Below are 22,692 nucleotides of genomic sequence, written 5' to 3'. Positions count from 1 at the left end.
GGTGAAAATCGAAAACATTTGAGTTAAACCATTAAACTAATATGTTATGAGGTGGCAAAAGATACTTAGCAAAAAAAGCAATGTTGGTCTTGCCCTGGTGGGAGTGCTGGTGGTTATGCTTTTACTCAGCTTTGTGCATAAGAGGCACCTTTCAGAGGTTCAGGCGGCCATGTCGTCCATTTATATGGATCGGTTGGTAGCAGAAACTCACCTATATCAGCTTTCGCACAAGATTTTTGAAAAAAAGATGCTGATCGACCGCAACGACGACCGTATGCTGGAGCAAAGCATACTGGCAAATGACACTATTCAGCAGCTAATGAATAAGTACGAGGCCACCTACCTCACGGCAGATGAATCGGTGCAGTTGTTGAAGCTCAAGGACTATATCAGGCTATCTCAGCAGTTTGAGAACCAGTTTATTAGCGGTGCGTCGCCCATACAAAGGGACGCACTGAGCCTGGAGCTGACCAAACATTACGACTCGATACTGGCAAGTTTAAATGGATTGACTCAGCTCCAGCTTCATGAAGCCCAAAAACTTATTGACGAGTCGAACCGGATCGTTGCTTCGAGCAACATGACTTCTCAACTGGCGGCAGGTATGCTCGTTGTTTTGGGCTTATTGATCTACGCCACGTTATCACCGGCCCGACTCCGCCTGGAGCATACCTAGGGATGGTATAGGAAGCTCAATTACATGTGTGGGAAGTCCTTCATTCAGGGGAGCTTACAGAAGGCCAGGCAATTAGTGATGGAGTCTGCCGCAGAGGAAATCCTTTTACGCCAAAGGCTTCGGCGGACAAAGGCCACCTGCGTCAGAGGCTTCGGCGGACAAGGAGAAGCGCAGAGCGTGAGTCCCGTAGGGACGGAACAGAGGTAAACCCTGAGTCACATACGAATGTCCTGCGAGTGCCGTAGGTACGGCATATAAAACCCAGGTAAGTGGGCCTGCCAGTCGAAATGCGGTTGCGAGCGTGGCCCTTAGTGATGTGCAGTATGTCTATTGAGACGATCGGTTATCTCCACCCTCACCAAACCAGCGCCATGCCTGCCCGCAGAAACGAAGTGTAGGCGAGGCCGATTGCGAAGATTGCTCACATCCACCATCACCATACCAACGTCATCCCGTTCCGCTATCGCTCCACTACGAAATGACGGCTGTTATGGAGGCTTCTGCAGATCAGCAGTTTTGCCGATGAGGCCCACCATGGAAGGTTCCTAGTGGTGTGCCAGTGGAGTGTGGCTCGATGAAATAACAGAGAATAAGTAAGTTTAATCGAAATGTGGTTTAATTCCCCGATCCTTGGATCGGAAATAGCTTTGTTTGTGAAACAAACTCAACTTGATACCCCGTCAGCTTGCTGCAGGGTAGTTCATTAAATGAAGACAAATGGCTAAGTTTTGCCAGCCTTTTTTGGGTTGGGTAGCAGCCTTGGTAACGGGTTAAATTACCTTCTTTTTTCTTGGAGCGATGTAGCTAACAGGGAATTTTGCGGCACTAACATTTGATTTTTATTGGGTAGACTTTCATTCTGTTATAAGGTGCAACGACGTGGCAAAAGTGCGCCGTGGTATCCGAGCTAAAATGCATCGCTTAGGGAAACCTAACCTTTCAATTGAGCAATAACCCTGTCAAGGTTGATCCTATGCTTATTGATGTCAATTCGAATTTTTTTGCATAGCTCATCATCAAAAGTAATTCCTTCAGCCTTGTTCCGGAAAAACTCTCGGCCATTCTCATCAATCTCAAGCACAGCATGAGCAAATTGATTTCTTATATTAATAACTTCTGCCTTGAAGTCAGCAATAAAGTCTTCCTGTCCTCTCAAACGGAGAATGTTACCGACTGCATCAGCACGTTGATGTGAGGAAAACATAACAGGGTCCGATAGGACTTTGTCCACTCTACTTTTCTTTTTAAAACTTTCAACTTTATGAAGCTTTTCCTGATGAAATGCTATTATGGAATCAAAGATTAAATTTATTACCTCATCATTTTGGTTAGCTTCGAAAAAAGAGTTTACAATCTGGAGAGTCGTTTGATCAAGGGAGCTAGTCTCATGCATAATCATTCCTCTCATGGCAACAATATGTTGGAATTTTTTAATAGTTAGGCCTATTAGGCTCTTCACTGCTTGCAAAACAAGATCCTTATGATCGCCCAAAAGGGTATTTGTTTCGAGAAAGCTAACCCTATTTATTCGATCTGTATCCGCTAGATCAGCTTGTGCCGTGTAGAAAAGAATTTCCGACATGACAGAGTGGTCTTGTCCCCGGATCGTTTTTATTATTTCATGGCCATTGCTATCATTTAAATGGTAGTCAGTTAGAATCAAGTCAAACGAATCATCCACACTCGCAAGGAATTCCTGTGTGTTATCTAATGCTGTAATTTCCGGTTTAAATCCACTTTCTCTTAGAAAGTCTTCAATTTCAGAAATAATCTCATCTTCGATAAACTCTTCAATCTTGTCATCTAACCAAAGGATTTTATAAGAGAGTTTCATGGTATGGTGATCTTAAAGGTAGTGCCACTATTTAACTCTGACTTAACATCTATCTCACCGTTCATTTTATTCTCAATTATATCTTTAATCTGATATAGACCAATCCCTGATCCCCCGGTAGTGGTATAGCCCAAATCAAATATATCCCCAATCCTGCTCGAATGGATTCCTTTTCCATCGTCTACAATCTGTATTTCAAGTTTTGAATCCTTAATGTGGAAATTGAAATTTACAAATGAAGCCCCTGCTTTTTCGGCATTGGAAACAAAATTATCTAAAATGGTGGTGATTTCTAGCGGGCGAATTGTAGTTTCAAATGTACTGTTATTGGTCTCCAAGTTAATTCTTAATTTAGTATCGATTATCGCATCTTCATGAATATAGATTTCTTTTAGATAATCGACAATAAAATCTACCAATTCAGTATCTATTTCGGATGCTTTTAGGTTAAAGTTTGCCTTCGTGATAAAGTTCGCAATGGAATTGATCTTAGATGCTTCAAGAGAAATTACCTTGATGTATTTCTTGGATGCTTCGTCAAGAGATGACAGATCCAGTTTTTTCATGAGTAGCCTCAAGTTACGGTGTATTCTACTTGACGAATGGTACACTTGATGCTGCATTGAAATTATACGTTCCTTATCTGTTCCAATCAACGCACCCTGAAAAGCACCTTTCTTGATTTGCCGTTCTAAGTTTTCTGAAACCTCCTCATTTTTTATTCCTTTATCTAGGGCTTCTTCTTCTGCTTCGTCTTTCGCCTTCTTTAGCTGTTCAAGTTTCAGGCTAGTCTCCCTAATACGGTTTAGAATATCCTTTTTGTCGAAGCTTTCACCCTCAATTGCATCAGAAATATTCTTTAAGGATTTTTGAACCGATTTTTCGCTCTTCTTATCTAGAATCTCCAGAATATCTGGAGCTAACTGCACAGCCTTAATATTTTTCGCAGATGAAATAGATTCGATGAGTCTTACCAAATTATCATTAACATCCTTAATGCCATTTTCACCCTTTTTGAAGGCTGCATTGAAGTTAATGTAGTCTTCTTCGGAAAGAAAATTTCCCCAATCCACTACATCAATAATGTAGCGTTCTACTCTCTTTAGGTTTTGATAAAACCACTCAATTAGTTGAAAATATTCCTTTGTTTTTAGTAACCCATCACCTCGACTTGTAGTTTCTCTTAATTCATCGTTAGGCTCTTTGATAGATATGTATCCAAGTATTTCACGAGTGCCCAAATATCTTGACGGACCTTGTACTTTCCTGTTATCAATCTTAAATGGATCTTCACCCCGTTCTCCGTATGGGTAAATTCTGACTCCATTTTTGTAGACGAAAACATGACCGTAGTTAACCGGTTCAACCCCCATTCTCCTTGTGAACGTTGACTTAGCGGAACGATTCAAGTAATAAATTTCAAGATCTACATTGTGCAACTTGTCGAGCAAATTTTCTTCGACAATTCTGTAAACGGGTATTCCACCCTCAAATAGAGTAGTTTCAATTTCCTTAGACACCTCGTCAGACACTTTGGATATGATTTTCGTGGTCTTAAGGTCTAGTGTTTCAAAAATGAGGTTTTGAATCTTGCCATTTACAATGCTTCCATAATCCTGATACTTTTTGTCTTCACTTAATTGTTGAGGGACTTTTAATTCGATTTCAAACAGGTCATCGTCTGGTTCGGTATTGGGATTGATGAGCTTAGCTAGATCACTTTTCAACTTCAAGAATTTTTCCCGGTCCCACTCACTTTTTAAATTTGAAATTTCAAGTACTGTGCCGTGTTTCAGATCATAATTACTTATTTCTTTTGTATCATGTAAAACACTTATGTCAACGAATTCATCTTTTATATTACCTTCGAACTCATCCCATTCAGTAAGCAGAGTTTCTACTTTGGAATTTGTCTCATCTTTTATAGTTTCAAGATATAAGGTACGCCCAAGCCTGTCACAAGAGAATCTGCCAATTCCCTTTGCCCCAGCATATGCTCTTTTGACTTTAATGCGGTCTCTGTAATTGTAGCCATCTTCTTCTGTTCCCTCTTTTTTGGCAGAATAAGCAACAAATAGCCACTTGTTAATCAAGTCATCATAGTTCATCCCTTTGCCGTTGTCCTTTATCACAATTTTGGCGTTTGGACTGTTTATCTGATCGAATAGGATTTCGACTCTGGAAGCATGAGCATCATAAGCATTTTTAACCAATTCAAAAATTGCTATGTAGTCGTCACTTATCAGATCACTGCCAATAATGTTCTTTAATGCGGCACTGATTCTAAACTGAAGTGGTTTTTGCATTAGTCAATCATTTGGCTTAAAACTCTTCCAACCTGCTCTCCAAAAAGCGGAGGGATGGCATTTCCTATTTGTGAATACCTTGGAACTTCCTGAGTTCTCATCTTGCCACCTGTTGTGTACTTTCCTTTAAACTCATACCAATCCTTGAACGATTGAATTCTGGCATATTCACGAACGGTAAATATTCTGGGTTCAGAGTAGTGTAGGTAGTCATCTGGTAAGGTGGTAATTGTTGACGCTGGCATATTTCCCGCAAGAGGAATTACGGTGTGCTTCTTTATCCCATAGGCCTTTTTAAGGTCTTCACTGAGTGTTTTATTTTTTGGGGCATTTAGGAGAATGTGTTGAAACCTCTTTATTGTCAATTCTTTATGATTTGGGAACCTATGACTATCAGGAATCTCACAGGAATTTTGAGCTCTTAGGTACTTCTGATACCCTGAGCCTGCCACCCCATAAACCCCTGCCTTAAACCCTCTGCTATCGGGTGACTCAGTTTGCCCATGCGAGTAAAGAAGATCAGATATTGCTTCGTTTAATGAGGTTGTAATGGATAGTCCTTTCGATACAAGAAATTTTTCTCTGTCGTTTTTCAACCTGTTGAAGAAAAGTTCGGGATTTACTGACGCAGCAATATCTCTTCTAATCCCAACGAGAATAAATCTGGTTCTCTTCTGAGGCACACCATATTCTGCAAAGTTTATAAGCTGTCCATGTACCTTATAGCCCACGCAGTCTATTACTTTTCTTTTTAAGGCCATAGTAACGTATTGAGAGTAAATTCTGCCTTTGACCTTGTTTCGATCAAATTGCTGAGTAAAACCCCGGACATTCTCAAAGAAGATCATCTTTGGCTGAACAATTCTTATGAATTTAATATAACTGTCAATTAGTTTATTTCTCTCATCCTGTTCGTAGCGCTTTCCCGCTGATGAAAATCCTTGACATGGGGGGCCACCGACAACCAAATCAACTTGATCTTTGAGTCTTGAAAGTTCCTCCGAATGGGACTTCAAGATTGCGTTGATGTCATGGTTTGTTTGAGGAAGCCAACCAGGCCATTCGAAATGCTTCTTTTTATTGAGTAGGTTATGTTCCAAGGTGGAAAATGCGTCCTTGTTTTTTTCAATGGCGAACAATCCTTTCCAGCCGGATAAATGCAAACCAAGAGATAGTCCTCCGCATCCTGCGAATAAGTCGATGTAGGTATTTGGTGTGCTCATTTCAACAACGTCACTTCTTTAAAAACTTCCTTTAACATTTCGTGAGGTTCGACATCTATAGCAAGCGCTATTAGATAGAGCTCTTTGGCTTTTAAGTGAGTTGCCGGGTTATTTGCTAGCTCGCTAATACGAGATCGGCTAATTCCTGTCCGATTCGATACAGCTGCCTTACTAATTGCCTTTTTCTCTAAATATTCGCCTAAATGGGTCATGCCAATTTCGAAATTTCGATCTAATGTACGGATAATGCTCCAATTGTTTAGAGAATCTAAACGTTCACTTGGACCGTCAGTCAGCTGGTATGGGTAAGTTCTTTTCTCTTTAGAGTTGGAGTCTCAACCTTTGCCTCAACCACATATTAAAATCTCCACACCCTCATGAAAGCCACATCGATCCTTTCTCTTCGTGAGGGATAGCAGCGGAAAGCCCGGAGGCTGAGGTACGAAGCTGAGGACTTGGAGCGAATAGCCCGACCCCCGCCAAACGGTTTCTACGACTTTCTAAGGGAATGTTGTTGGCGGGGGGCACGCCCATAAAAACGCTGCCAGGTCGGGGGATTCCGTTCCGGCGTCGGGTTCCACGTCGGCTCACTTCTCGGGCTCACTGCTATTATCCGGGGGATATCTCACCCTTCGGGATTCGATATGACGGCGTGTTATGGGGGCTTCGGCAGGAGGGCGGCCTTTCTATTGCTCCATAGACAAGCCCACATCAAAAAAATCACACAACAATTCATGCATTATCATGGCCCAAACTCGCTGGGCTTTAATGATTTCTTTTACTTTTGCACCTCAGTATTCAAAATTCAATTACAATGAAATTAGCGGTAGTAGGGGCCACAGGGCTTGTGGGCTCCGAGATGTTGAAAGTGCTGGAAGAAAGGAACTTCCACTTTGATGAGTTGTACCTGGTAGCGTCGGAACGCAGTGTCGGCACTAAGATAAAATACAAGGGCAAGGAATACAGCGTGATTGGGATGCAAACGGCGGTGGACATAAAACCGGATATCGCTATTTTTTCGGCCGGTGGCAGCACGTCGCTGGAGTGGGCGCCTAAGTTTGAGGCGGCGGGCAGCATTGTGATCGACAACTCGTCGGCCTGGCGGATGGATCCTGCCAAAAAGCTGGTGGTGCCGGAGATCAATGGCAGCACGCTGCGCATAGACGACCGCATTATTGCCAACCCCAACTGCTCCACTATTCAGATGGTGATGGTGCTGGCACCGTTGCATAAGAAGTATGGGATTAAAAGAGTGGTGGTGAGTACCTACCAGTCGGTGACGGGCACAGGCAAAGCGGCCATGGACCAGATGATGGCCGAAAGGGCCGGAAAATCGGAGCCCAAGGTATACCCTCACCCGATCGATATGAATGTGCTGCCGCACATTGACGTGTTCCTCGACAATGGTTACACCAAAGAGGAGATGAAGATGGTGAAGGAGACGACCAAGATTATGGGCGACGACAGCATTAAGGTGACGGCGACTACGGTGCGGGTGCCAACGGTGGGCGGCCATAGCGAGGCGGTGAACGTGGAGTTCCTGAAGGACTTTGACCTGGCCGAGGTGCGAGACCTGATGAGCCATACGCCGGGCGTGGTGCTGCAGGATGAGCCGTCGAAGAATATTTACCCGATGCCGATTTGGGCGCATAACAAAGACGAGGTGTTTGTAGGCCGGATCCGCAGGGATGAGTCGCAGGCCAACACGATCAATATGTGGATTGTGGCGGACAACCTGCGCAAGGGGGCTGCTACCAATGCGGTGCAAATAGCAGAGTACCTGGTGGAGGCTAACCTGGTGTTTTGATTGAAGCGCTGAGCCAACCGGACGTTCAGGCTTTTTTGAAGGCCCATGCTACGGACAGTCCGGCGAAGCTTGCTTTGCAAAGGCACCTGCCTGGGGGCGTTAGTGCGTCTCTGCTGGCATCTCAACTAAAGGCTCGTCAAAAGGCCAAAGACAAATTGCCATCCTGGCTGAGCCGGGATGGCATTATTTTTCCCCATGGCGTAGCCATGGAGCAGTGCTCGTCGGAAACGACGGCGGCCTGGAAGGCCAGCCACTACAGTGGAAGCTCCTTTGCCGACCTGACGGGTGGCGCTGGAGTGGATGCGTTTTTTTTCTCCCAGTCTTTTGAGCGAGGGGTGTATGTGGAGGCCGACGCCGAAAGGTGTGAGCTGGCCAGCCACAATTTTGGTGTGCTGGGCGCTCCGCATTTGCAGGTGGTACAAAATACAGCCGAGGCTTTTTTGGCAAGCAAGACCGATTCTTTCGACCTTATTTATATCGACCCCGACCGCCGGGCTGGTGCCCAACGGGCGGTAGGCTTTAGCGATAGCACGCCTGATGTGGTGCAGCTAATGCCGGACCTTTTGAAACGGGCAACCACGGTGTTGGTCAAGGCTTCGCCCATGATCGATATCCGCCAGGGTATTCGTGACCTGGGCGCCGTGCGCAAGGTGACGGTGCTGGCGGTGAACAACGAATGCAAGGAGGTGCTGTTTGAGTGTGGAGCGGCGGCGCAGCCGTTGCAGATTGAGGCAGTTCATTTGCTGCAGGGGAAGGAGCAGCGGTTTGTGTTTGATCCGGAGGAGGAGGGGACTGCCGAAGTGACATTGGCGGGCGTGCTGGCCTACCTTTATGACCCGAATGTGGCGATTACCAAAGCCGGAGCTTTTAAGACGGTTGGCACCCGGTACGGGCTGGCCAAGCTGCATGTGAATACGCATTTGTACACTTCTAACATGCTGGTGGGGGACTTCCCCGGCCGGACGTTCCGGGTGCTGGAGGTGCTGCCCTTTTCTTCGAAAGGACTGAAAAGTTTGAAGCTGCCTTTTGCCAAGGCCCATGTGATGAGCAAGAACTTTCCCCTGGAGGCGGCAGAGTTACAAAAGCGCCTGAAGCTGAAAGAGGGCGAGGAGGGTTTTGTGATGGGATTGACGGTTGGGAGTGGGAAAGTGTTGGTGGTGGCGGAGCGGGTGAATTAAGTCGAGTGTGGAGATACACCGGAGGTCGGTGATTTGTGGGCGGGTGTTAGGGGAGTGATCGTGTGTGAAGACACACTCGAAAACAGCAGTTGAGGGGCGAGAGGCCGAAATGAGGAACTCACAAGCTTGCTCGACTGGGGGCCTTGGGGGATGGGAGGGGCTAACGAACCCTGACACCAAAGCCTACCAAAAAGTCTTTCCTGTTCATTTTAAAACTGAGATTGCTCTTTATCTGGCTGTCATCAATATTATCGTACCGGCCAGCGTCACCAAATACATTCGCTTGCATCTGAGCAAAAATACCTATATGCCTCCCAAGCTTTCCTTCCAGACCAGCAGCAGCCAGAAAACCAGGCTGAGGGCTTGCCGGCTCAAACTCGTAATAGTCTTCATCGTAGTAGCCTTCATATTGTACGTACCGTTTTCGACTAACATCGCCCCCGTATTTCATTGATCTAAGGACCATGCCCGCCCGGATATATGGTGTGATTTTACTTTTTGAGAATAGCTCATAGTGGATTACCAGAGGGATTTTTGTCATTTTTCCGTCGATAACTACATCATTAACAGCTTCCGCAATGTTTCCATTAGGGAAAACATATGGTACGTTATGCAAAAACGAATAGTCAAATTGCGAGAAGTTCATCCCTATCTCTACCATCAACCTCTCGCTAATTCTCGGAAGTAATATACCGATGGCAAAACCGGTTTGGCGAATCGAACTTTCTATAGGGCCACTGCCTAGCAAGGTTTCGTCCCCGGTGGTGTTACCTGAATAATCGAATTTCATCTGCATCTGCCCAAAGTCGGTGTACACAGAAGGCGCAAGCCTGAAAATAGGTTTCTTTTTGAAAACTACCTCGTAGTCTGATCCTCGGCAGGTGTTGTATTGTTTAGTCAGAGCTATGAGTTTATCACGATTGACATTTGTAGATGAGGGAGATAGCTTAATTTCTGGACAATCTTGAAACAAATAGTTGAGAATACCATAGTGCACAAGGTTGGCTTTTGCATTGGTATATACACCATTCTGTTCCCGTATCATCGGAGTTGCCTCAAGCACTATGTAGGAGAGCGTGTCCTTTTTGAAAATGAAATGCTCTTTGTACATATATAAAGAGGTTTGCCCAACTACCAGCACCTCTATAAATTTCTTAGGCCGGTCAGGATCCACCTCGGAAATGGTCTCTGAAATAAAAAAGTTAAGCCCTTCAATACTAAAACCGCCAATCTCTCCAGGCGAGTACTTTACTATCTCACTACTGCCTTCTGCCTTGAATTGGCACTGAGAAAAATTAAGGTAAAAGTCTTTTTCGTTGATTTTCCCCCGTATGGTGTCGCCAGCGAGCGTGACAACAAACCCCTCTGTGAAGTTTTTTTGGCTGAAAAGTGGAAATGACAGAATTGTTAGAATCAGTAATAGCAGCGGCTTTTTCATGTAATTTCGAATTGAAAGGCCAATAATAGCTATTGTAAGATAATTTTTGTCTTGAGTAGGCTGCTTTTTTTGGCTTTGTTATGCAATTTTTTGCCGGCCACTTTCTGGTCATAGGGTGTTACCTAACCGAAGAAGGAAATTTTTTCGGAAGGGTGACTGTGGGGAGTGGAGGGTAACGCAGCCGTTGCAGATTGAGGCAGTTCATTTGCTGCAGGGAAAGGAGCAGCAGTTTGTGTTTGATCCGGAAGAGGAGGCCGCTGCCGAAGTGACGTTGGCCCATGTTCAGGCCTATCTTTACGACCCGAATGTGGCGATTTCCAAGGCCGGAGCCTTTAAAACAGTGGCAGCCCGGTACGGACTCGGTAAGCTGCATGTGAATACGCATTTGTACACTTCCGCCAAGCTGGTGGAGGACTTCCCCGGCCGGACGTTTCGGGTGCTGGAGGTGCTGCCTTTTAGCTCAAAAGTGATGAAGTCGGCAGCGTTGCCTTTTAAGAAGGCGCATGTGATCACCCGGAACTTTCCACTGGAGGCGGCAGAGCTGCAAAAGAGGCTGAAGCTGAAAGAGGGGGAGCAGGGTCTTGTGATGGGAGTAACGGTGGGGAGTGGGAAAGTGTTGGTGGTGGCGGAGCGGGTTGTGATAGCTTGAGACTAACGAACCCGAACACCAAAACCTACGAGATAGTCTTGCCTTATCATTTTGAAACTAAGTTTGAGCTCTCCGCTGTTACTCACATTGTCGTACTGGGCCCTGTCTCTAAATATATTTGTCTGTACCTGGCCAAAAATGCTTATGTGTTTTCCGAGCCTTCCTTCCAGTCCAATTGCCCCAAGAAGGCCGGGCAGAATAAGTGCTGGCTCAAAATTGTAGTAATCTTCCTTATAATAACTGTCGTATTGAAAATACCGCCGTCTTCCAATATTCTCTGCGTACTGTATTGATCTAATAACCACACCCGCACGGACAAATGGTGTAATGCTACTTTTTGAGAAAAGTTCATAGTGAACCACTAGCGGGATTTTGATCATTTTCCCATCAATAGTCACTTCATTTACTGCCTCTCCAATGTTCCCGCCTCCGAGATTAACGGGAGTATCATATATAAAAGAATAGTCGAATTGCGAGAAGTTCATCCCCAATTCTATCATCAATCTTTCGCTAATTCTGGGAAGGAAAAAACCGATCGCAAAACCGGTTTGATGCATAGTTCTTTCTACTGGCTCACTTCCTAAAATCGATTCATCTCCGTTTTCGTTGTCCGAATAATCGTATCGTAGTTGCATCTGGCCAAAATCGGTATAAACAGAAGGCGCCAGCCTGGCATACTTTTTCTTGAAAACCACTTCGTAGTCCGATCCCCGGCAGGCATTATACTGCTTAGTCAGACTAATGAGTTTACCCCGATTGATATTAGTTTTCGATGGGGAGAGGTCAATCTCCCGGCAGTCCTGAAACAGGTAGTTTAGGATGCCAAGATGTACCAGATTGGCTTTAGTATTTGTATTGAAGCCGTTCTGATCTCTTGCCATTGGAGTGGCTTCTAACACGAGGTAAGAAAGCGTGTCCTTCTTGAAGAGGAAATGGTCCTTATATCTATATAACGATGTTTGTCCCACCACAAGTGCTTCTATGAACTTCATCGGGCGATCCGGATCTACTTGCGTTATGCTCTCTGAAATAAAAAAGTTAAGCCCCCCGATACTAAAGCCTTTTATCTCTTCTGGTTCATACTTTACTACTTGGTCCCCCTGGTCAGCCTTGAACTGGCACTGAGAGAAGTTGAGGTAAAAATCCTTCTCGTTGATCTTTCCTTTGATGGTATCTCCCGACAGAGTGACTATAAATCCATCAGTGAAGCTTTTTTGACTGAAAAGTGAAAATGACAGAATTGATAGGACCAGGAATAGTTGTAGCTTTTTCATGTAACTTCGTATTGAAAGGCCAATAATAGCTATCATAAGATAATTTTTGCTTTGACCAGGCTGTTTTTTAGGCTTTCTTACACAATTTTTTTGCTGGCCACTTTCTGGTCGTGGACGGTGATGCCGGGTGTGAGGTACGGTGGTAGTGAGTGAAGACATGCCCGGAAAACGTTAAATTGTTGACGACCTGGAAAACTGTTATGCCAATTATTCAGATAAAGATGGTAATTGAGGCTCCCATAGACAGATGCTTTGACCTTTCAAGAAGTATCGATCTGCATAAAATATCCACCAGCCATACCGGCGAGGAAGCGATAGGGGGTGTGACGTCCGGCCTTATTGGTTTGGGTGAATCAGTGACCTGGAGGGCGAGGCACTTTGGTATCAGGCAAACACTGACGACAAAGATCACGAAATTTGATTCACCGAATTTCTTTGTGGACGAGATGGTGGAGGGTGCTTTCAAGAGATTCCGTCATGAACACCACTTCAGGGATGTTGATGGGAAAACTGAAATGCGGGACTGTGTTGATTATGATTTGCCACTTGGCATCCTTGGGAAAGTATTTGACTCGATTGTGCTTAAGAGGTATATGCAGAACCTTTTGGAGCAACGGAATTTGATCATTAAGGAATATGCGGAGTCTGATAAATGGATGGAAGTGCTGGATTAGCGGGTAAGAGTCAGTTATCATGTGTGAAGACACATACGATAACTGTAGGGGGTCATCTTAAGCTTTATTCTTTTTAATCATCTCCAGCTCCGCCACATCTAGTAAATCTTTTGGTCGCCCGCAGAGGGTCTTTTCTTTGATCAGGTCGTTGATATGGATAACTGTAATCGGCGTCTCGTCGAAGTGCCCTTTTCTTGCTTTGGCATAACATGCCTCAAAGTCCTCTGGCTTGAAAGCTTTGGTGTAGCCCATAAAATCAGCCACAAATCCTTCATCGCCAATGCTGATCGTTGACCAACCTGGCACCATGGGCACGGTCAGGTAGTTGTCGGCTGCAGGAACATCAATGGCCTTTAGCGCATTGACCAGGCGTTGTTTGTTCTCAGGCACCTCTTGAACCCATAAGTCCAGATCCTGAGTGGTTCTGACAAAGCCATGGTAAACTGTTGCAAATCCGCCAACGAGCATATATTTCACCTCATGATCAAAGAGGCTTTGTAAGAAAGCCTTTACCTCCTTGCTGGATATATCCATAAACGCTTTAGGGGGATTCTCTGGATTAGACTGATAGACTGTTTTGGCGACAAAATTCAGCTTGGCAAACCTGGTTAGGTTGCTACTTGCTTCCGAGTCGGTTGCTGCTGGTACATGTGCCATCAAGTAAATTTAACCAGAAAATGTCCGGATGTGCTATTTTCTGGACTGATTGTTAACGTTCTTTCTTCACAAGAGCTGTCAACCCAAACCCCACGCAAAATATTGCCGTCGTACTCAAAATGATGGTCAGGTTGGCATGAAAGGGGCTTCTGAAAGCGAGCCAGCCGTCGGAGGTGAAGAATACGGGCGATAGGCTCAGCCACATAATCACGAGCACACCTACTACCACACCAATAGCCGCATGCACACTTTTGGCTCTTTTGGAGATCACGCCCAAAAGGAAGAGTCCAAGCACACCTCCGCTGAACACCGACGAGAGCGCCCACCACGCATCGAGAGCGCTGGTGACGCCATTGAGGGCCAGGGCCACAAAAATGCTGGTGCCGCCCATCGCAAAGGAGGCGGTGAGCAGTACCCGCATCGACTCTTTTTGGGAAGGTGTTCTGTTGAAGAACTTTTTATAGAAGTCGGACAGGATGACCGTGCCGGAGCTGTTGATGCTGGTGGAAACCGTACTCATGCCCGCCGCAAAGATGGAAGCAATCAGCAGGCCGGTTACGCCCGCTGGCAAGCCCGTGACAATGAAGTAGGGGAATATTTTGTCGCCTGCACCCTGTAGCTCTGCGGGCAGCAACTCAGGCTTGGCCTGGTAGTAGGCGAACAGGGCTGTGCCGATAAAGAAGAAAAGCAGCGATACTGGAACGTACAGGAGGCTTCCCAGCCATGTCGATTTTTCCGCTTCTTTTTGGGTGCGGGCACTGAGGTAGCGCTGCACGTAGTTCTGGTCGACTCCAAAGTTTTGCAGATTGATGAACAGGCCATAAATCAGCAGCAGCCAGAAAGTGGAGGTGGTAAAATCGAAGTCGAAACTTCCCAGGCTGAATTTGTTAGCTTCGGAGGCAATCGTAAATACCTGGCCCGGTCCTTCGGGCATAGAAAACATGATGACTAGCAAGCTGGCCAGCGCACCTCCAACGAGGATGATGCCCTGAATGGCGTCCGTCCAAACGACGGCTTCAAACCCACCAAGGCTTGCGTAAACAATCACGCTGATGCCTGTTACCACAATGATCAGGGGAATGCTCCACCCGAGCAGGGCGTTCATGGGCAGTGCCAGCAGGTACATGATGGCACCCATACGGGCCAGCTGCGTGAGGAGGTAGCAAATGGAGGCGTAGGTGCCAGCCCAGGGGCCGAAGCGCTGCTCCAGGTAGTAGTACGCCGACTCGCTTTTTAGCTTGCGGTACAGCGGCACGAAGTACTTCACAGCGACAATGGCTGCCAAAGGAATGGAGAGGCTGAAGACAAAACCGTTCCAGTTGCCCATATAGGCGTTGCCGGGCAAGGCTAAAAAGCTGATGCTGCTGACAAACGTGGCGAAGATGGACATGCCAATCGCCCAGGCCGGTAATCTGCCGCCACCCAGGGTGTAGTCTTCGGCGGTTCGTTTCCGAAACGAAAACGAGATGCCGAAGCCGATGATTAGCAGCATGTAAAAGAAGAAGATGGCCAGGTCAATAATTGGCAAGTCCATGGTAGGTAGGTGTTAGTTAAGGTTAGGTTTTATCACGTAATACCGGTTCAAAATTAGAATATCGTCATTCCGGAAAATAGAGCCCCAGATTTCAAAAAGGGCTCTATTTATCCGGAATCTCTTAATGAATTGATGGAGATTGCGGACTGCCCGTCTGGGATAATTTTCTTCAGATTGGAGAAATATCTGAAGAAAATTTCCGCAATGACGTTCCTATTGATGATTGATGTATTCTCGTTTCTAGTCAAACATCAAAGTAAGCCTCTTTTTTCAAGCGTTAATTTAAACTGTTCAATGATAGGCGTCACATGTTTTGTTTCAGCGGAGTCAAAGGCTGCCAGTGGCGGGGCCATGTGGCTTTGGCAAATGTTCATCAGGGACAAGGCAGTTTTGATGCTCTTCAGGTAACTGGAGCTATACATGCCCACACCATAAAGGCTGTTGCTGATCTCCATCACTATGCTCTGAAGATCTGCGACGGTGGCAAAGTCTTTTTGTGCGGCGGCCTCGTAAAGTTTTACAAACAGCTTCGGAAACATATTCGCTCCTCCGCTCACTCCTCCATGGCCTCCCATCAACACCGACTCGGCCATGGCTTCCTCTGGCCCGACCAGTAAAGTGAAATCAGGTTTTGCCCGCAGCGACTGACACAGCGACTGAAAGTAAACCGAGTTGGCCGAGCTGTCTTTCAGTCCGATGATATTGGGGTGCTCGGAAAGGCGTACGGCCGTGCCTACCTCAATGTGCACTTTGCACAGCCCCGGCATATTGTAGAGGAACAGGGGCAGTGTCAGGCTTCCGGCCAGTTTTTCGTAGTAATTGAAGAGCTCCTTTTGGTTCAGGTTGAAATAGTAGGGTGGTGCGGCTACTACTGCCGAGGCCCCGGCCGCATGTGCTGCTTCCGCCAGACTGAGGCTCTCAACCAGCGAAGTGTCAGTGATGCCCACCAGCACGGGCACTCTACCCGCCGCTGCCCGGCAAGTTTCTTTGATCAGCTGACGCCGCACCGCATAGCTTAGGCTAGTCGATTCACCGGTGGAGCCCAGGATAAACAACCCGCTGACTCCCCCTGCTATCAGGTGCTCCACCACTTTGTTGAGGCCTGTGAGGTCGAGGCTCATGTCTTCGAGCAAAGGCGTCACCATGGGTGGGATGATGCCGGTGAGCGGTTGTTTCAATTTTTTGTTCCCAGTCATATAGTTGCTATCAAAAATTTATTTCAAAATGAATACCTGGTACCAGGCACCGTCAGCAGTTACCACCTTTCGGTTGTAAGCCAGCACATAGCCTTCGTTTGACCAGTTGATATTTTCGAGATCAGTGCTGTCGTAGCTCCTGACAAGAGACACCTTCGATGTTTCGCCTGTTTGAATATTGGTCAGGTAGACGTCCTGGCTGTAGCCGTAAGCCAAATATTTTCCATCTGCACTTATGCTAAACGAGGTGTCAAGGGAAAAGCCATTGTGCGTGATTTGCCTGGTGTCTCCGCCGTTTGGTGAAACAACATGCACTTGCACGAAGCCGTTGTCATCTTTCATAGGGAAGAAAATCAGTGAGCCATCGGGCAGGCAGCGCAGCCATTGACGGGGGCCTTGTACGCCTGGATTTTTCTGGTCGGTGGTGTAAGTGACCCTTCTTTGCCTGACACCTGCCGGGGGAAAAGGACGTTGTGTGGTGGTACCTTCCAAAGGCCTTTCACGATCAGCCATTGCCAGGTTGGTGTCCAGGTCTACAATGAATACTTCTGCCACGAGCTTGCCATTGGCAGCCCTTGTGTCACCCAAAAAAGCCAGCGCCTTGCTGACATGGCTACCGTCCGCTTTCACATAGCCATTTGTTCCGATCCAGCCTTCTTCATAGGCTTTTTCTATTTCGTCGCTGCCTGGCCGGGGACTTTCGGTGGTTTCGCTGACGATCACTGAAAACATGGTACCACCAAAGCTTTCGGCTGTTTCACTTTCTACTGCCACCGGCCCCTTGTCGATCATGACACCGATATTTCTCAGGTCTTTTTTTGAGGAATCCGTTTTGGACAGCTCTGCGATGACGTCGTCGTTATACGTAAAGCTGACCCATCGGCCGTCGCCACTGTAAGAGTGAGCGTGCGTACCGCCTCTCAGCGCCCCCGGAGTGAAGGGCGGAACTACGTCACGGGCGTCCTTTCTGACAAGCTGGTTGTTCTTGCCGAGGTCAACAGCCAGGCCGGTGCGCCGGGTAAAGTCGTAAGGCCTTGTGGCGTCGTAGTTGCTGAGGCCATGAATGAAAAGGATTTCATTTTGCTTCGGATTGAAAGCAACAGCTCCTACGCCGGGGCCGAACGCATTGGCGTTCGGGGCACTATAGACTTGCTTCACTTCTCCATGGGCAATATTGACCATTTCAACTGAGGGGTTCAGCCCAATTTGGGAACCGTCGTTTCTATTGTCGTACACCAGCCATTGGTCGTCTGGCGAAAATGCTTGCCTTTGATTTAGATAATGACCTTTGGCGTCGGAAGTAAGTTGGTATTCTTTCAGGTTCATATTGATTTCAGGTGTCCTGGACGATCCGCAGGCGGCCAGCGTTAAAGCTACTCCCAGAAAATATAGCGGCCTGCACATCATGGCTCTCATTTTTGCAAGGCTTACTTCTTCCTGAATTTCTTGATCCTGTGAAAGGTCAGGAAGTTGGCGTCGTGGCTTCTGTGTGCTCCTCCCAGTCCATCGTCATAAGCTGTTCTGGAGAGGAAGATGATATCTTTACCGTCAAACTGCCAGTCGACATACTGGAAACCATGTTTCACCGGGTCTTCATGTTGAAGGAGAACTTTCCTCACTGTCCAGTCGTGCAGATTTTCAGAACTGAAGAGCGCCTGAGTATTTCTCAGGCTGGCCGGGTTCTTTCCCTGGTTGGCAGCTTTTACTTCAGCGGGCACATCATTCGCAATTGTCCAGTATAATTGACTTTCTGAGTCAAACCGGATGGCGAACTTTTTGCTCCCTCCGGGAAAAGGAACAAAGCCGGTTGCTTCGTCAAATGTTGCCACTTTTCCGTCGCCGCTAATCGAAATAAAAGCAGCTTTTTCTTCCAGCGTAGAGCGGTCGTCGACCCGCAGAATGTCCAATATTTTTCCTTCGGGCGACACAACGGCGTTGCCTTCCAGCCAGCCTCCAAAGTTGCCTTCGAGGTAGGTAGAGTCGTAGTAGAGAGTATTGCTAAACGTCCAGTTGTCGGCTACCAGTGGGTCTTGTCCCACAGGAATCGACATCAAAAAGGCCCCGTAACGCTTGCCCCATTGTTTGATCGGGCCCATGGCGCTTTCCATGCCTTTCCACAGGCGACCATTGTGTTCAATCACGGGAACGGGGGCATTGTGGTATTCGCCTTCCAGCAGCAGCCCGGTTTGGTTGTCGACCGGTTCGGTCCACGTGGTGCCGTTGTCGGCCGATGTCCTGATGATGGTATGGCCGTGGTGCCTGTCGGTGCCGATGAAATACAACTTGCTTTCACTCACAAAAAGCTTCGACCAAAAGGCGCCATGAATTTCGGTCACAAACTTCCACGATTTCCCTTTGTTCGTCGACCGGTAAATCCGGGAGTCCGCTTTTACATGCTCATTGGAGTTGGGGCCAAAAAAATCGTGCGAGGCCAGGTAGTCACCATTGGGCAGCACTGCCAGGCTGGGGGAGCCGATGTATTTTCCCGATGAAGCGGGACTATGAGCGACAACAACGCCGGGCACCTTTGATACATCAGGTGCCTGCGCTGTCGCCAAACTACATATGAAAACAAAGAGGATTACTGTGCTAATTCGATGCATCTTTCAGTGTTGTTGGTGGTCGCAAACAAAAGGACGGCTCGCTCTTACGAAGATCAGCCTTTAAAGAGATCAACCACTATCTGCTTTTGCCAATAAATTGTATGATTTTGACATAGTGGTGTTTTATGTCTGGTAAAAAGTGGCAACTTTATACTTAATAGTTTGCTTGCACAACTTCACAGGCGGCAATCAATACATTATTTATGAAGCCTCATTTTCACAAAGTACCCATTGGCGCTGAGGACTCCTTCAGCATCAGGCACGATAGCCGACCCAACTTTGGTACGCTATGGCACTACCATCCTGAGCTCGAACTACACTATATCGTGAAAGGGGAGGGCACGCAGTATATTGGTGACAATGTGAGCAACTTCGGTAGTGGCGACATGGTTTTTTTAGGGCAAAATCTGCCTCACACCTGGCGCTGCAAGGAAGCGTATTTCGCTGGGGATGAAAATGTGCAGGTGGAGGCCTATGTGCTACATTTCCACCCAACTTGCTTCGGAAAAGACTTCCTTTCGTTGCCGGAAGCCTACCTTATTCCGAGGCTTTTTGAGAAGGCGAAGAAGGGGCTCAAGATTCACGGGGAAAGCAAGGCGAGACTAATTGAGCTACTGGACGGTGCCGTTCATGCCGAAAGCCTTGACAGGGTGATCTACCTGCTGTCCATTCTCAAAGTGCTGTCAGAAACAGACGAATTCGAGACAATAGCCCCAGCCTACGCCTTCAGCCACCTGTCCAGCGAGTCAGAAATGGTGCGGCTGGAAAAAATTTACTCTTACGTGCTGGCACACTACAAGGAGAAAATCACCCTGGAGGAGGTGGCATCGCTGGCCAACCTGAGCCTCACCTCATTTTGCAGATATTTCAAAACGATGACTAAGAAGACCTTTTCTGATTTTCTTACTGAGATACGCATCTCCAATGTGTGCCGGGCGATTGTAGAGGACAAGCTGCCCACCGAGGTGATCTGCTTTGAGTGTGGCTTCAACAACGTCTCCAATTTTTACCGGCATTTCAAAAAGGTGACTGGCATGACGCCTTTTGAGTATAAAAAGAAATACCTGGCGGAGGGTTAACGCCATCTTTCACAAAAAAGCCCGGCACCATATTGGCTCCGGGCTTTCGTTCTGCTTCTGCCTCTACTACTTCTTCCTTATATACACGTCGCCCTGCATGGTTTTGAAAAGGTATTCCTTTCCGCCGCCATTGATTTTGCCAAATACCCAGTCTTCGATAGATACTTTGTATACCCCATTGGACGACGACTTGTCCACTTTTGGGGCTGACTTCTCAATCACCATGTCGAAGTCGCTGAAGATGTCACCCCTGTCGGAGCGCATTTTGGCTGTCGCCTTTACGGCTGCTGGGAATGTCACATCCACGTCGCCGTTCAAGGTGGTAAAAGCCATTTGGGCTTCTGGGTTTACACTTTCAAGCGTCACTTTGATGTCGCCATTTACGGTATTGAGCACAGTTGACCCACCCACCTGCGTCATAGTGATTTCACCATTCACATTACTGATCTCGTGGGCACCGGTAACCCCTTTCACGTCGATGTCGCCGTCGTTCACTGTTGACAGTTTGAGGTCGAAGTTTTTCGGCACTTTGATGTTCAGCGTCATAGTTACCGCCCAGGAGTTGGTGGAAACTTTTACGGTGTTGCCTTTCTCGGTTGCCTCCAGCTCCATGGGGTTGCTGCTGATGCGTTTCATGCCAGTGGGTGTTACCACGCCCCGGTCGTCGTTTTTACCACCGCCAGCTACTGCCTCAATGATCACGTCCTTGCCATCGTAAGCATCCACATTGATGGATCCGTTGACCAGGCCTACCTCAAGCTTACCTTTTTCACCAGGTGAAGAAAGTGGAATAGCAATGGTTTCTTTGTTTCCCTCTTGCGCTTTGGCTGGCAGGGAAATGGCCGCCACTAACAGACCGATAAATGATAATTTGATTAACTTTTTCATTGTCCAATTATTTTGATTTTTTGACATAAATATCTCCGTTGAAGGTTTCGAAGGCCAGCAGATTGCCGCCCTTGCCCACCTTAATGTTGTTTTTCTGTGTTAGCTTGTACCTGGTGCTGCCATTTTTCTCAGTCACCTCTTTGGTCCATGCGGGTGGCATTACTTCCAGCCTTTCCATATCAGTATAGAAAGAGCCATTGAAGCTTTTGAAGGTAATGTCGGCATCGGGCTCACCCGGATAGTACACATTCACGTCACCATTGAGTGAATAGTAGCTGTTGCCACCCACCGGAGCTTTTGTATGCCGCACCAGTAGCTCCCCGTTAATGGTTCTTGCTTCCACGCTTCCTCCCATTTGTGTGAGGGTAACATCGCCATTGACATGATGCGCCGATACGTTGCTGTTCATTCCATCGATGACAATAAAGCCGTCGTTCACCGTGCGCACGTGCAGATTCACGCCTCTTGGCACCTTCACTTTGAAGTCAAAGCTGAATTTATAATCGACGTCCTTGCTCCAATTCCAATGGCAGTTGCAGGGGCCTTCAATCCTTTCGTTGTGAATAAAAGGCGCCTTGTTGTAAAGCACCAGAGCCGAGTCGTCCTCCAATATACCGAGGCTCATTTCACTCTTTCCCTTGTCCAGCAGTGCTTGCGTCTTTCCTGAAATTGTTAGCTCCGCCGTGACCATAATTTCCTGGCCGTCGTAGCCTTCAATTTGCAGGGAGCCATTGATATTGTAGATCTCAAGCACATTGTCAGGCGAAGGGGTTGCAAACTTCAGCGTTTTCTGAATTTTGATTTTTTCTGTTTCAGTCGCCCGGGCATAGCCGAAGCAGCCAATCAGGAATATGATTAACAATAGATTCTTCATTTGATTAGTATTTAAGTCAATACCTCGATGCTCTGTTGTACTTTTTGCCGCACAATGTCATTCAGGTCGTCTTTCTCTAAAAGCCCCTTGAGGGCGTCTACCGCTCCTTTTTCGTTGAGCGCTACCATGGCCTCCGCCAGGGCAATCTGCACCATGGGCGACGATTGCCTGCTGATGGAGCTCACCAAAGCTTGCCGCACTTCGGGATATCGCCCGAACCTCGCCAAAGCCTCTACGGTGACCATTCGCACATTCACATTTTCATCGGTATTCAATGTTTGAACAAGAGCCTCGATAACCCTGCTGTCAGCCTCTGGCAGCTCCGATGACAAGCTCACAGCCCTTAGCCGGTCCTGAACGGCTGGTTTCTCAAGCAATGTCAGCATCATCATTTCCTTCATGTCTTTCATTTCGCTGGAAAGAGAGCTGATTTCTTGCTTGTACTCACCAGAAGGTGACAGCACGTATCCAAAACCACCCCCCAGAGCGAAAATGAGCATGCCAAGTGCCAGTCTTCGCCACGACAAGACTTCCAAAATACTGACCCAGTTCACAGTCCCTCTTGGTGCCGTTGCCTCTTTGCGGAACTCACTCAGGGTAGCGTAAAAACGCTCGTCCATTGTGGCTTCCGGCTCTGGTGCCGCAGGGAGCTCATCCATGGCCAGCCAGATTTTCTCAAGACCTTCCAGTTCTGCAAGCTGTGCCGGGTCAGCCTGGCTCTTAAAGCTTTCCCACTCCTGCAAAGTGATGGACCCATTCATGTAGTCCATCCATTTCTCTTTTAGTTGTTCCTGGCTCATGA

Annotated in this window: 20 protein-coding genes; 6 read left to right on the top strand and 14 right to left on the bottom strand. The window is 47.1% G+C overall.

Going from position 1 to position 22,692, the window contains the following annotated elements; all coding sequences use genetic code 11:
• The first annotated feature begins 46 nt into the window (after positions 1-46).
• Positions 47-676, top strand: coding sequence for an MCP four helix bundle domain-containing protein (locus ACMVP2_RS12095; RefSeq protein ID WP_416867878.1), 630 nt, complete (start codon positions 47-49; stop codon positions 674-676).
• A gap of 931 nt (positions 677-1,607) precedes the next feature.
• Here ACMVP2_RS12095 and ACMVP2_RS12090 read toward each other — a convergent pair.
• The 4 genes from ACMVP2_RS12090 to ACMVP2_RS12075 are packed head-to-tail and all read right to left on the bottom strand — an operon-like array spanning position 1,608 to position 6,251.
• Positions 1,608-2,510, bottom strand: a complete 903-nt coding sequence (locus tag ACMVP2_RS12090) for a response regulator (protein ID WP_416867877.1) — start codon at positions 2,508-2,510, stop codon at positions 1,608-1,610.
• Complete coding sequence (locus ACMVP2_RS12085) at positions 2,507-4,816, bottom strand: sensor histidine kinase (protein ID WP_416867876.1); 2,310 nt, start codon at positions 4,814-4,816, stop codon at positions 2,507-2,509. The genes ACMVP2_RS12090 and ACMVP2_RS12085 overlap by 4 nt, the downstream gene beginning before the upstream one ends.
• Positions 4,816-6,039, bottom strand: coding sequence for a DNA cytosine methyltransferase (locus tag ACMVP2_RS12080; protein WP_416867875.1), 1,224 nt, complete (start codon positions 6,037-6,039; stop codon positions 4,816-4,818). Before ACMVP2_RS12080 ends, ACMVP2_RS12085 begins: the two co-directional genes overlap by 1 nt.
• Positions 6,036-6,251, bottom strand: a complete 216-nt coding sequence (locus tag ACMVP2_RS12075; RefSeq protein ID WP_416867874.1) for a helix-turn-helix domain-containing protein — start codon at positions 6,249-6,251, stop codon at positions 6,036-6,038. Before ACMVP2_RS12075 ends, ACMVP2_RS12080 begins: the two co-directional genes overlap by 4 nt.
• A 602-nt stretch (positions 6,252-6,853) precedes the next feature.
• Between ACMVP2_RS12075 and ACMVP2_RS12070 the strand changes: the two genes are divergently transcribed.
• Positions 6,854-7,846, top strand: a complete 993-nt coding sequence (locus ACMVP2_RS12070) for an aspartate-semialdehyde dehydrogenase (protein WP_416867873.1) — start codon at positions 6,854-6,856, stop codon at positions 7,844-7,846.
• Complete coding sequence (locus ACMVP2_RS12065) at positions 7,843-9,024, top strand: class I SAM-dependent methyltransferase (RefSeq protein WP_416867872.1); 1,182 nt, start codon at positions 7,843-7,845, stop codon at positions 9,022-9,024. Before ACMVP2_RS12070 ends, ACMVP2_RS12065 begins: the two co-directional genes overlap by 4 nt.
• 160 nt (positions 9,025-9,184) lie before the next feature.
• On the opposite strand, the gene ACMVP2_RS12060 is transcribed toward ACMVP2_RS12065, so the two are convergent.
• Complete coding sequence (locus ACMVP2_RS12060; protein ID WP_339785408.1) at positions 9,185-10,462, bottom strand: hypothetical protein; 1,278 nt, start codon at positions 10,460-10,462, stop codon at positions 9,185-9,187.
• 184 nt (positions 10,463-10,646) lie between these two features.
• Between ACMVP2_RS12060 and ACMVP2_RS12055 the strand changes: the two genes are divergently transcribed.
• Positions 10,647-11,111, top strand: a complete 465-nt coding sequence (locus tag ACMVP2_RS12055) for a THUMP-like domain-containing protein (protein WP_416867871.1) — start codon at positions 10,647-10,649, stop codon at positions 11,109-11,111.
• Positions 11,112-11,113: 2 nt separating this feature from the next.
• Here the strand turns inward: ACMVP2_RS12055 and ACMVP2_RS12050 are convergent, their stop codons facing one another.
• On the bottom strand, positions 11,114-12,385 hold the full coding sequence (locus ACMVP2_RS12050; RefSeq protein WP_416867870.1) for a hypothetical protein: 1,272 nt from the start codon (positions 12,383-12,385) through the stop codon (positions 11,114-11,116).
• A 200-nt stretch (positions 12,386-12,585) separates the two neighbouring features.
• Here ACMVP2_RS12050 and ACMVP2_RS12045 point away from each other — a divergent pair, with 200 nt between their 5' ends.
• Positions 12,586-13,059 (top strand): SRPBCC family protein, encoded by a 474-nt coding sequence (locus ACMVP2_RS12045; RefSeq protein ID WP_416867869.1) that lies wholly within the window; start codon positions 12,586-12,588, stop codon positions 13,057-13,059.
• Positions 13,060-13,116: 57 nt separating this feature from the next.
• Here ACMVP2_RS12045 and ACMVP2_RS12040 read toward each other — a convergent pair whose 3' ends face one another.
• The 5 genes from ACMVP2_RS12040 to ACMVP2_RS12020 form a co-directional block, all read right to left on the bottom strand.
• Complete coding sequence (locus tag ACMVP2_RS12040) at positions 13,117-13,716, bottom strand: hypothetical protein (RefSeq protein ID WP_416867868.1); 600 nt, start codon at positions 13,714-13,716, stop codon at positions 13,117-13,119.
• A gap of 52 nt (positions 13,717-13,768) precedes the next feature.
• The gene (locus ACMVP2_RS12035) at positions 13,769-15,250 is read right to left on the bottom strand and encodes a sodium:solute symporter (RefSeq protein WP_339788486.1); all 1,482 of its coding nucleotides are present in this window, start codon (positions 15,248-15,250) and stop codon (positions 13,769-13,771) included.
• A 251-nt stretch (positions 15,251-15,501) separates the two neighbouring features.
• Positions 15,502-16,428 carry a dihydrodipicolinate synthase family protein gene (locus ACMVP2_RS12030; RefSeq protein WP_416867867.1) on the bottom strand — a complete coding sequence of 309 codons (927 nt, stop codon included), beginning with the start codon at positions 16,426-16,428 and terminating at the stop codon, positions 15,502-15,504.
• A gap of 36 nt (positions 16,429-16,464) precedes the next feature.
• Complete coding sequence (locus ACMVP2_RS12025; RefSeq protein WP_416867866.1) at positions 16,465-17,862, bottom strand: DUF3748 domain-containing protein; 1,398 nt, start codon at positions 17,860-17,862, stop codon at positions 16,465-16,467.
• Between the two features lie 11 nt (positions 17,863-17,873).
• Entirely contained in the window at positions 17,874-19,049 is a 1,176-nt protein-coding gene (locus tag ACMVP2_RS12020; RefSeq protein ID WP_416867865.1) for a sialidase family protein, read from the bottom strand.
• Positions 19,050-19,252: 203 nt separating this feature from the next.
• Between ACMVP2_RS12020 and ACMVP2_RS12015 the strand changes: the two genes are divergently transcribed.
• On the top strand, positions 19,253-20,128 hold the full coding sequence (locus ACMVP2_RS12015) for an AraC family transcriptional regulator (protein WP_339788498.1): 876 nt from the start codon (positions 19,253-19,255) through the stop codon (positions 20,126-20,128).
• 66 nt (positions 20,129-20,194) lie between these two features.
• Here the strand turns inward: ACMVP2_RS12015 and ACMVP2_RS12010 are convergent, their stop codons facing one another.
• The 3 genes from ACMVP2_RS12010 to ACMVP2_RS12000 are packed head-to-tail and all read right to left on the bottom strand — an operon-like array spanning position 20,195 to position 22,690.
• Positions 20,195-21,016, bottom strand: coding sequence for a DUF4097 family beta strand repeat-containing protein (locus ACMVP2_RS12010; protein WP_339788501.1), 822 nt, complete (start codon positions 21,014-21,016; stop codon positions 20,195-20,197).
• Positions 21,017-21,023: 7 nt separating this feature from the next.
• On the bottom strand, positions 21,024-21,890 hold the full coding sequence (locus ACMVP2_RS12005; protein ID WP_416867864.1) for a hypothetical protein: 867 nt from the start codon (positions 21,888-21,890) through the stop codon (positions 21,024-21,026).
• A gap of 11 nt (positions 21,891-21,901) precedes the next feature.
• Entirely contained in the window at positions 21,902-22,690 is a 789-nt protein-coding gene (locus tag ACMVP2_RS12000; RefSeq protein WP_416867863.1) for a HEAT repeat domain-containing protein, read from the bottom strand.
• Positions 22,691-22,692: the final 2 nt, after the last annotated feature.

It is taken from the genome of Imperialibacter sp. (genome assembly GCF_048007035.1).
GTDB lineage: Bacteria > Bacteroidota > Bacteroidia > Cytophagales > Cyclobacteriaceae > Imperialibacter.
Note: the sequence above shows the minus strand (reverse complement) of the source record. Positions and strands in the feature narration are given on the sequence as shown.

What these genes read in the sequence shown, in the direction of transcription:
- ACMVP2_RS12095 (WP_416867878.1), top strand. Translation starts at nt 47, where the DNA reads ATGAGGTGGCAAAAGATACTTAGCAAAAAAAGCAATGTTGGTCTTGCC.
- ACMVP2_RS12090 (WP_416867877.1), bottom strand. Translation starts at nt 2,510, where the DNA reads ATGAAACTCTCTTATAAAATCCTTTGGTTAGATGACAAGATTGAAGAG.
- ACMVP2_RS12085 (WP_416867876.1), bottom strand. Translation starts at nt 4,816, where the DNA reads ATGCAAAAACCACTTCAGTTTAGAATCAGTGCCGCATTAAAGAACATT.
- ACMVP2_RS12080 (WP_416867875.1), bottom strand. Translation starts at nt 6,039, where the DNA reads ATGAGCACACCAAATACCTACATCGACTTATTCGCAGGATGCGGAGGA.
- ACMVP2_RS12075 (WP_416867874.1), bottom strand. Translation starts at nt 6,251, where the DNA reads ATGACCCATTTAGGCGAATATTTAGAGAAAAAGGCAATTAGTAAGGCA.
- ACMVP2_RS12070 (WP_416867873.1), top strand. Translation starts at nt 6,854, where the DNA reads ATGAAATTAGCGGTAGTAGGGGCCACAGGGCTTGTGGGCTCCGAGATG.
- ACMVP2_RS12060 (WP_339785408.1), bottom strand. Translation starts at nt 10,462, where the DNA reads ATGAAAAAGCCGCTGCTATTACTGATTCTAACAATTCTGTCATTTCCA.
- ACMVP2_RS12050 (WP_416867870.1), bottom strand. Translation starts at nt 12,385, where the DNA reads ATGAAAAAGCTACAACTATTCCTGGTCCTATCAATTCTGTCATTTTCA.
- ACMVP2_RS12045 (WP_416867869.1), top strand. Translation starts at nt 12,586, where the DNA reads ATGCCAATTATTCAGATAAAGATGGTAATTGAGGCTCCCATAGACAGA.
- ACMVP2_RS12040 (WP_416867868.1), bottom strand. Translation starts at nt 13,716, where the DNA reads ATGGCACATGTACCAGCAGCAACCGACTCGGAAGCAAGTAGCAACCTA.
- ACMVP2_RS12035 (WP_339788486.1), bottom strand. Translation starts at nt 15,250, where the DNA reads ATGGACTTGCCAATTATTGACCTGGCCATCTTCTTCTTTTACATGCTG.
- ACMVP2_RS12025 (WP_416867866.1), bottom strand. Translation starts at nt 17,862, where the DNA reads ATGAGAGCCATGATGTGCAGGCCGCTATATTTTCTGGGAGTAGCTTTA.
- ACMVP2_RS12020 (WP_416867865.1), bottom strand. Translation starts at nt 19,049, where the DNA reads ATGCATCGAATTAGCACAGTAATCCTCTTTGTTTTCATATGTAGTTTG.
- ACMVP2_RS12015 (WP_339788498.1), top strand. Translation starts at nt 19,253, where the DNA reads ATGAAGCCTCATTTTCACAAAGTACCCATTGGCGCTGAGGACTCCTTC.
- ACMVP2_RS12010 (WP_339788501.1), bottom strand. Translation starts at nt 21,016, where the DNA reads ATGAAAAAGTTAATCAAATTATCATTTATCGGTCTGTTAGTGGCGGCC.
- ACMVP2_RS12005 (WP_416867864.1), bottom strand. Translation starts at nt 21,890, where the DNA reads ATGAAGAATCTATTGTTAATCATATTCCTGATTGGCTGCTTCGGCTAT.
- ACMVP2_RS12000 (WP_416867863.1), bottom strand. Translation starts at nt 22,690, where the DNA reads ATGAGCCAGGAACAACTAAAAGAGAAATGGATGGACTACATGAATGGG.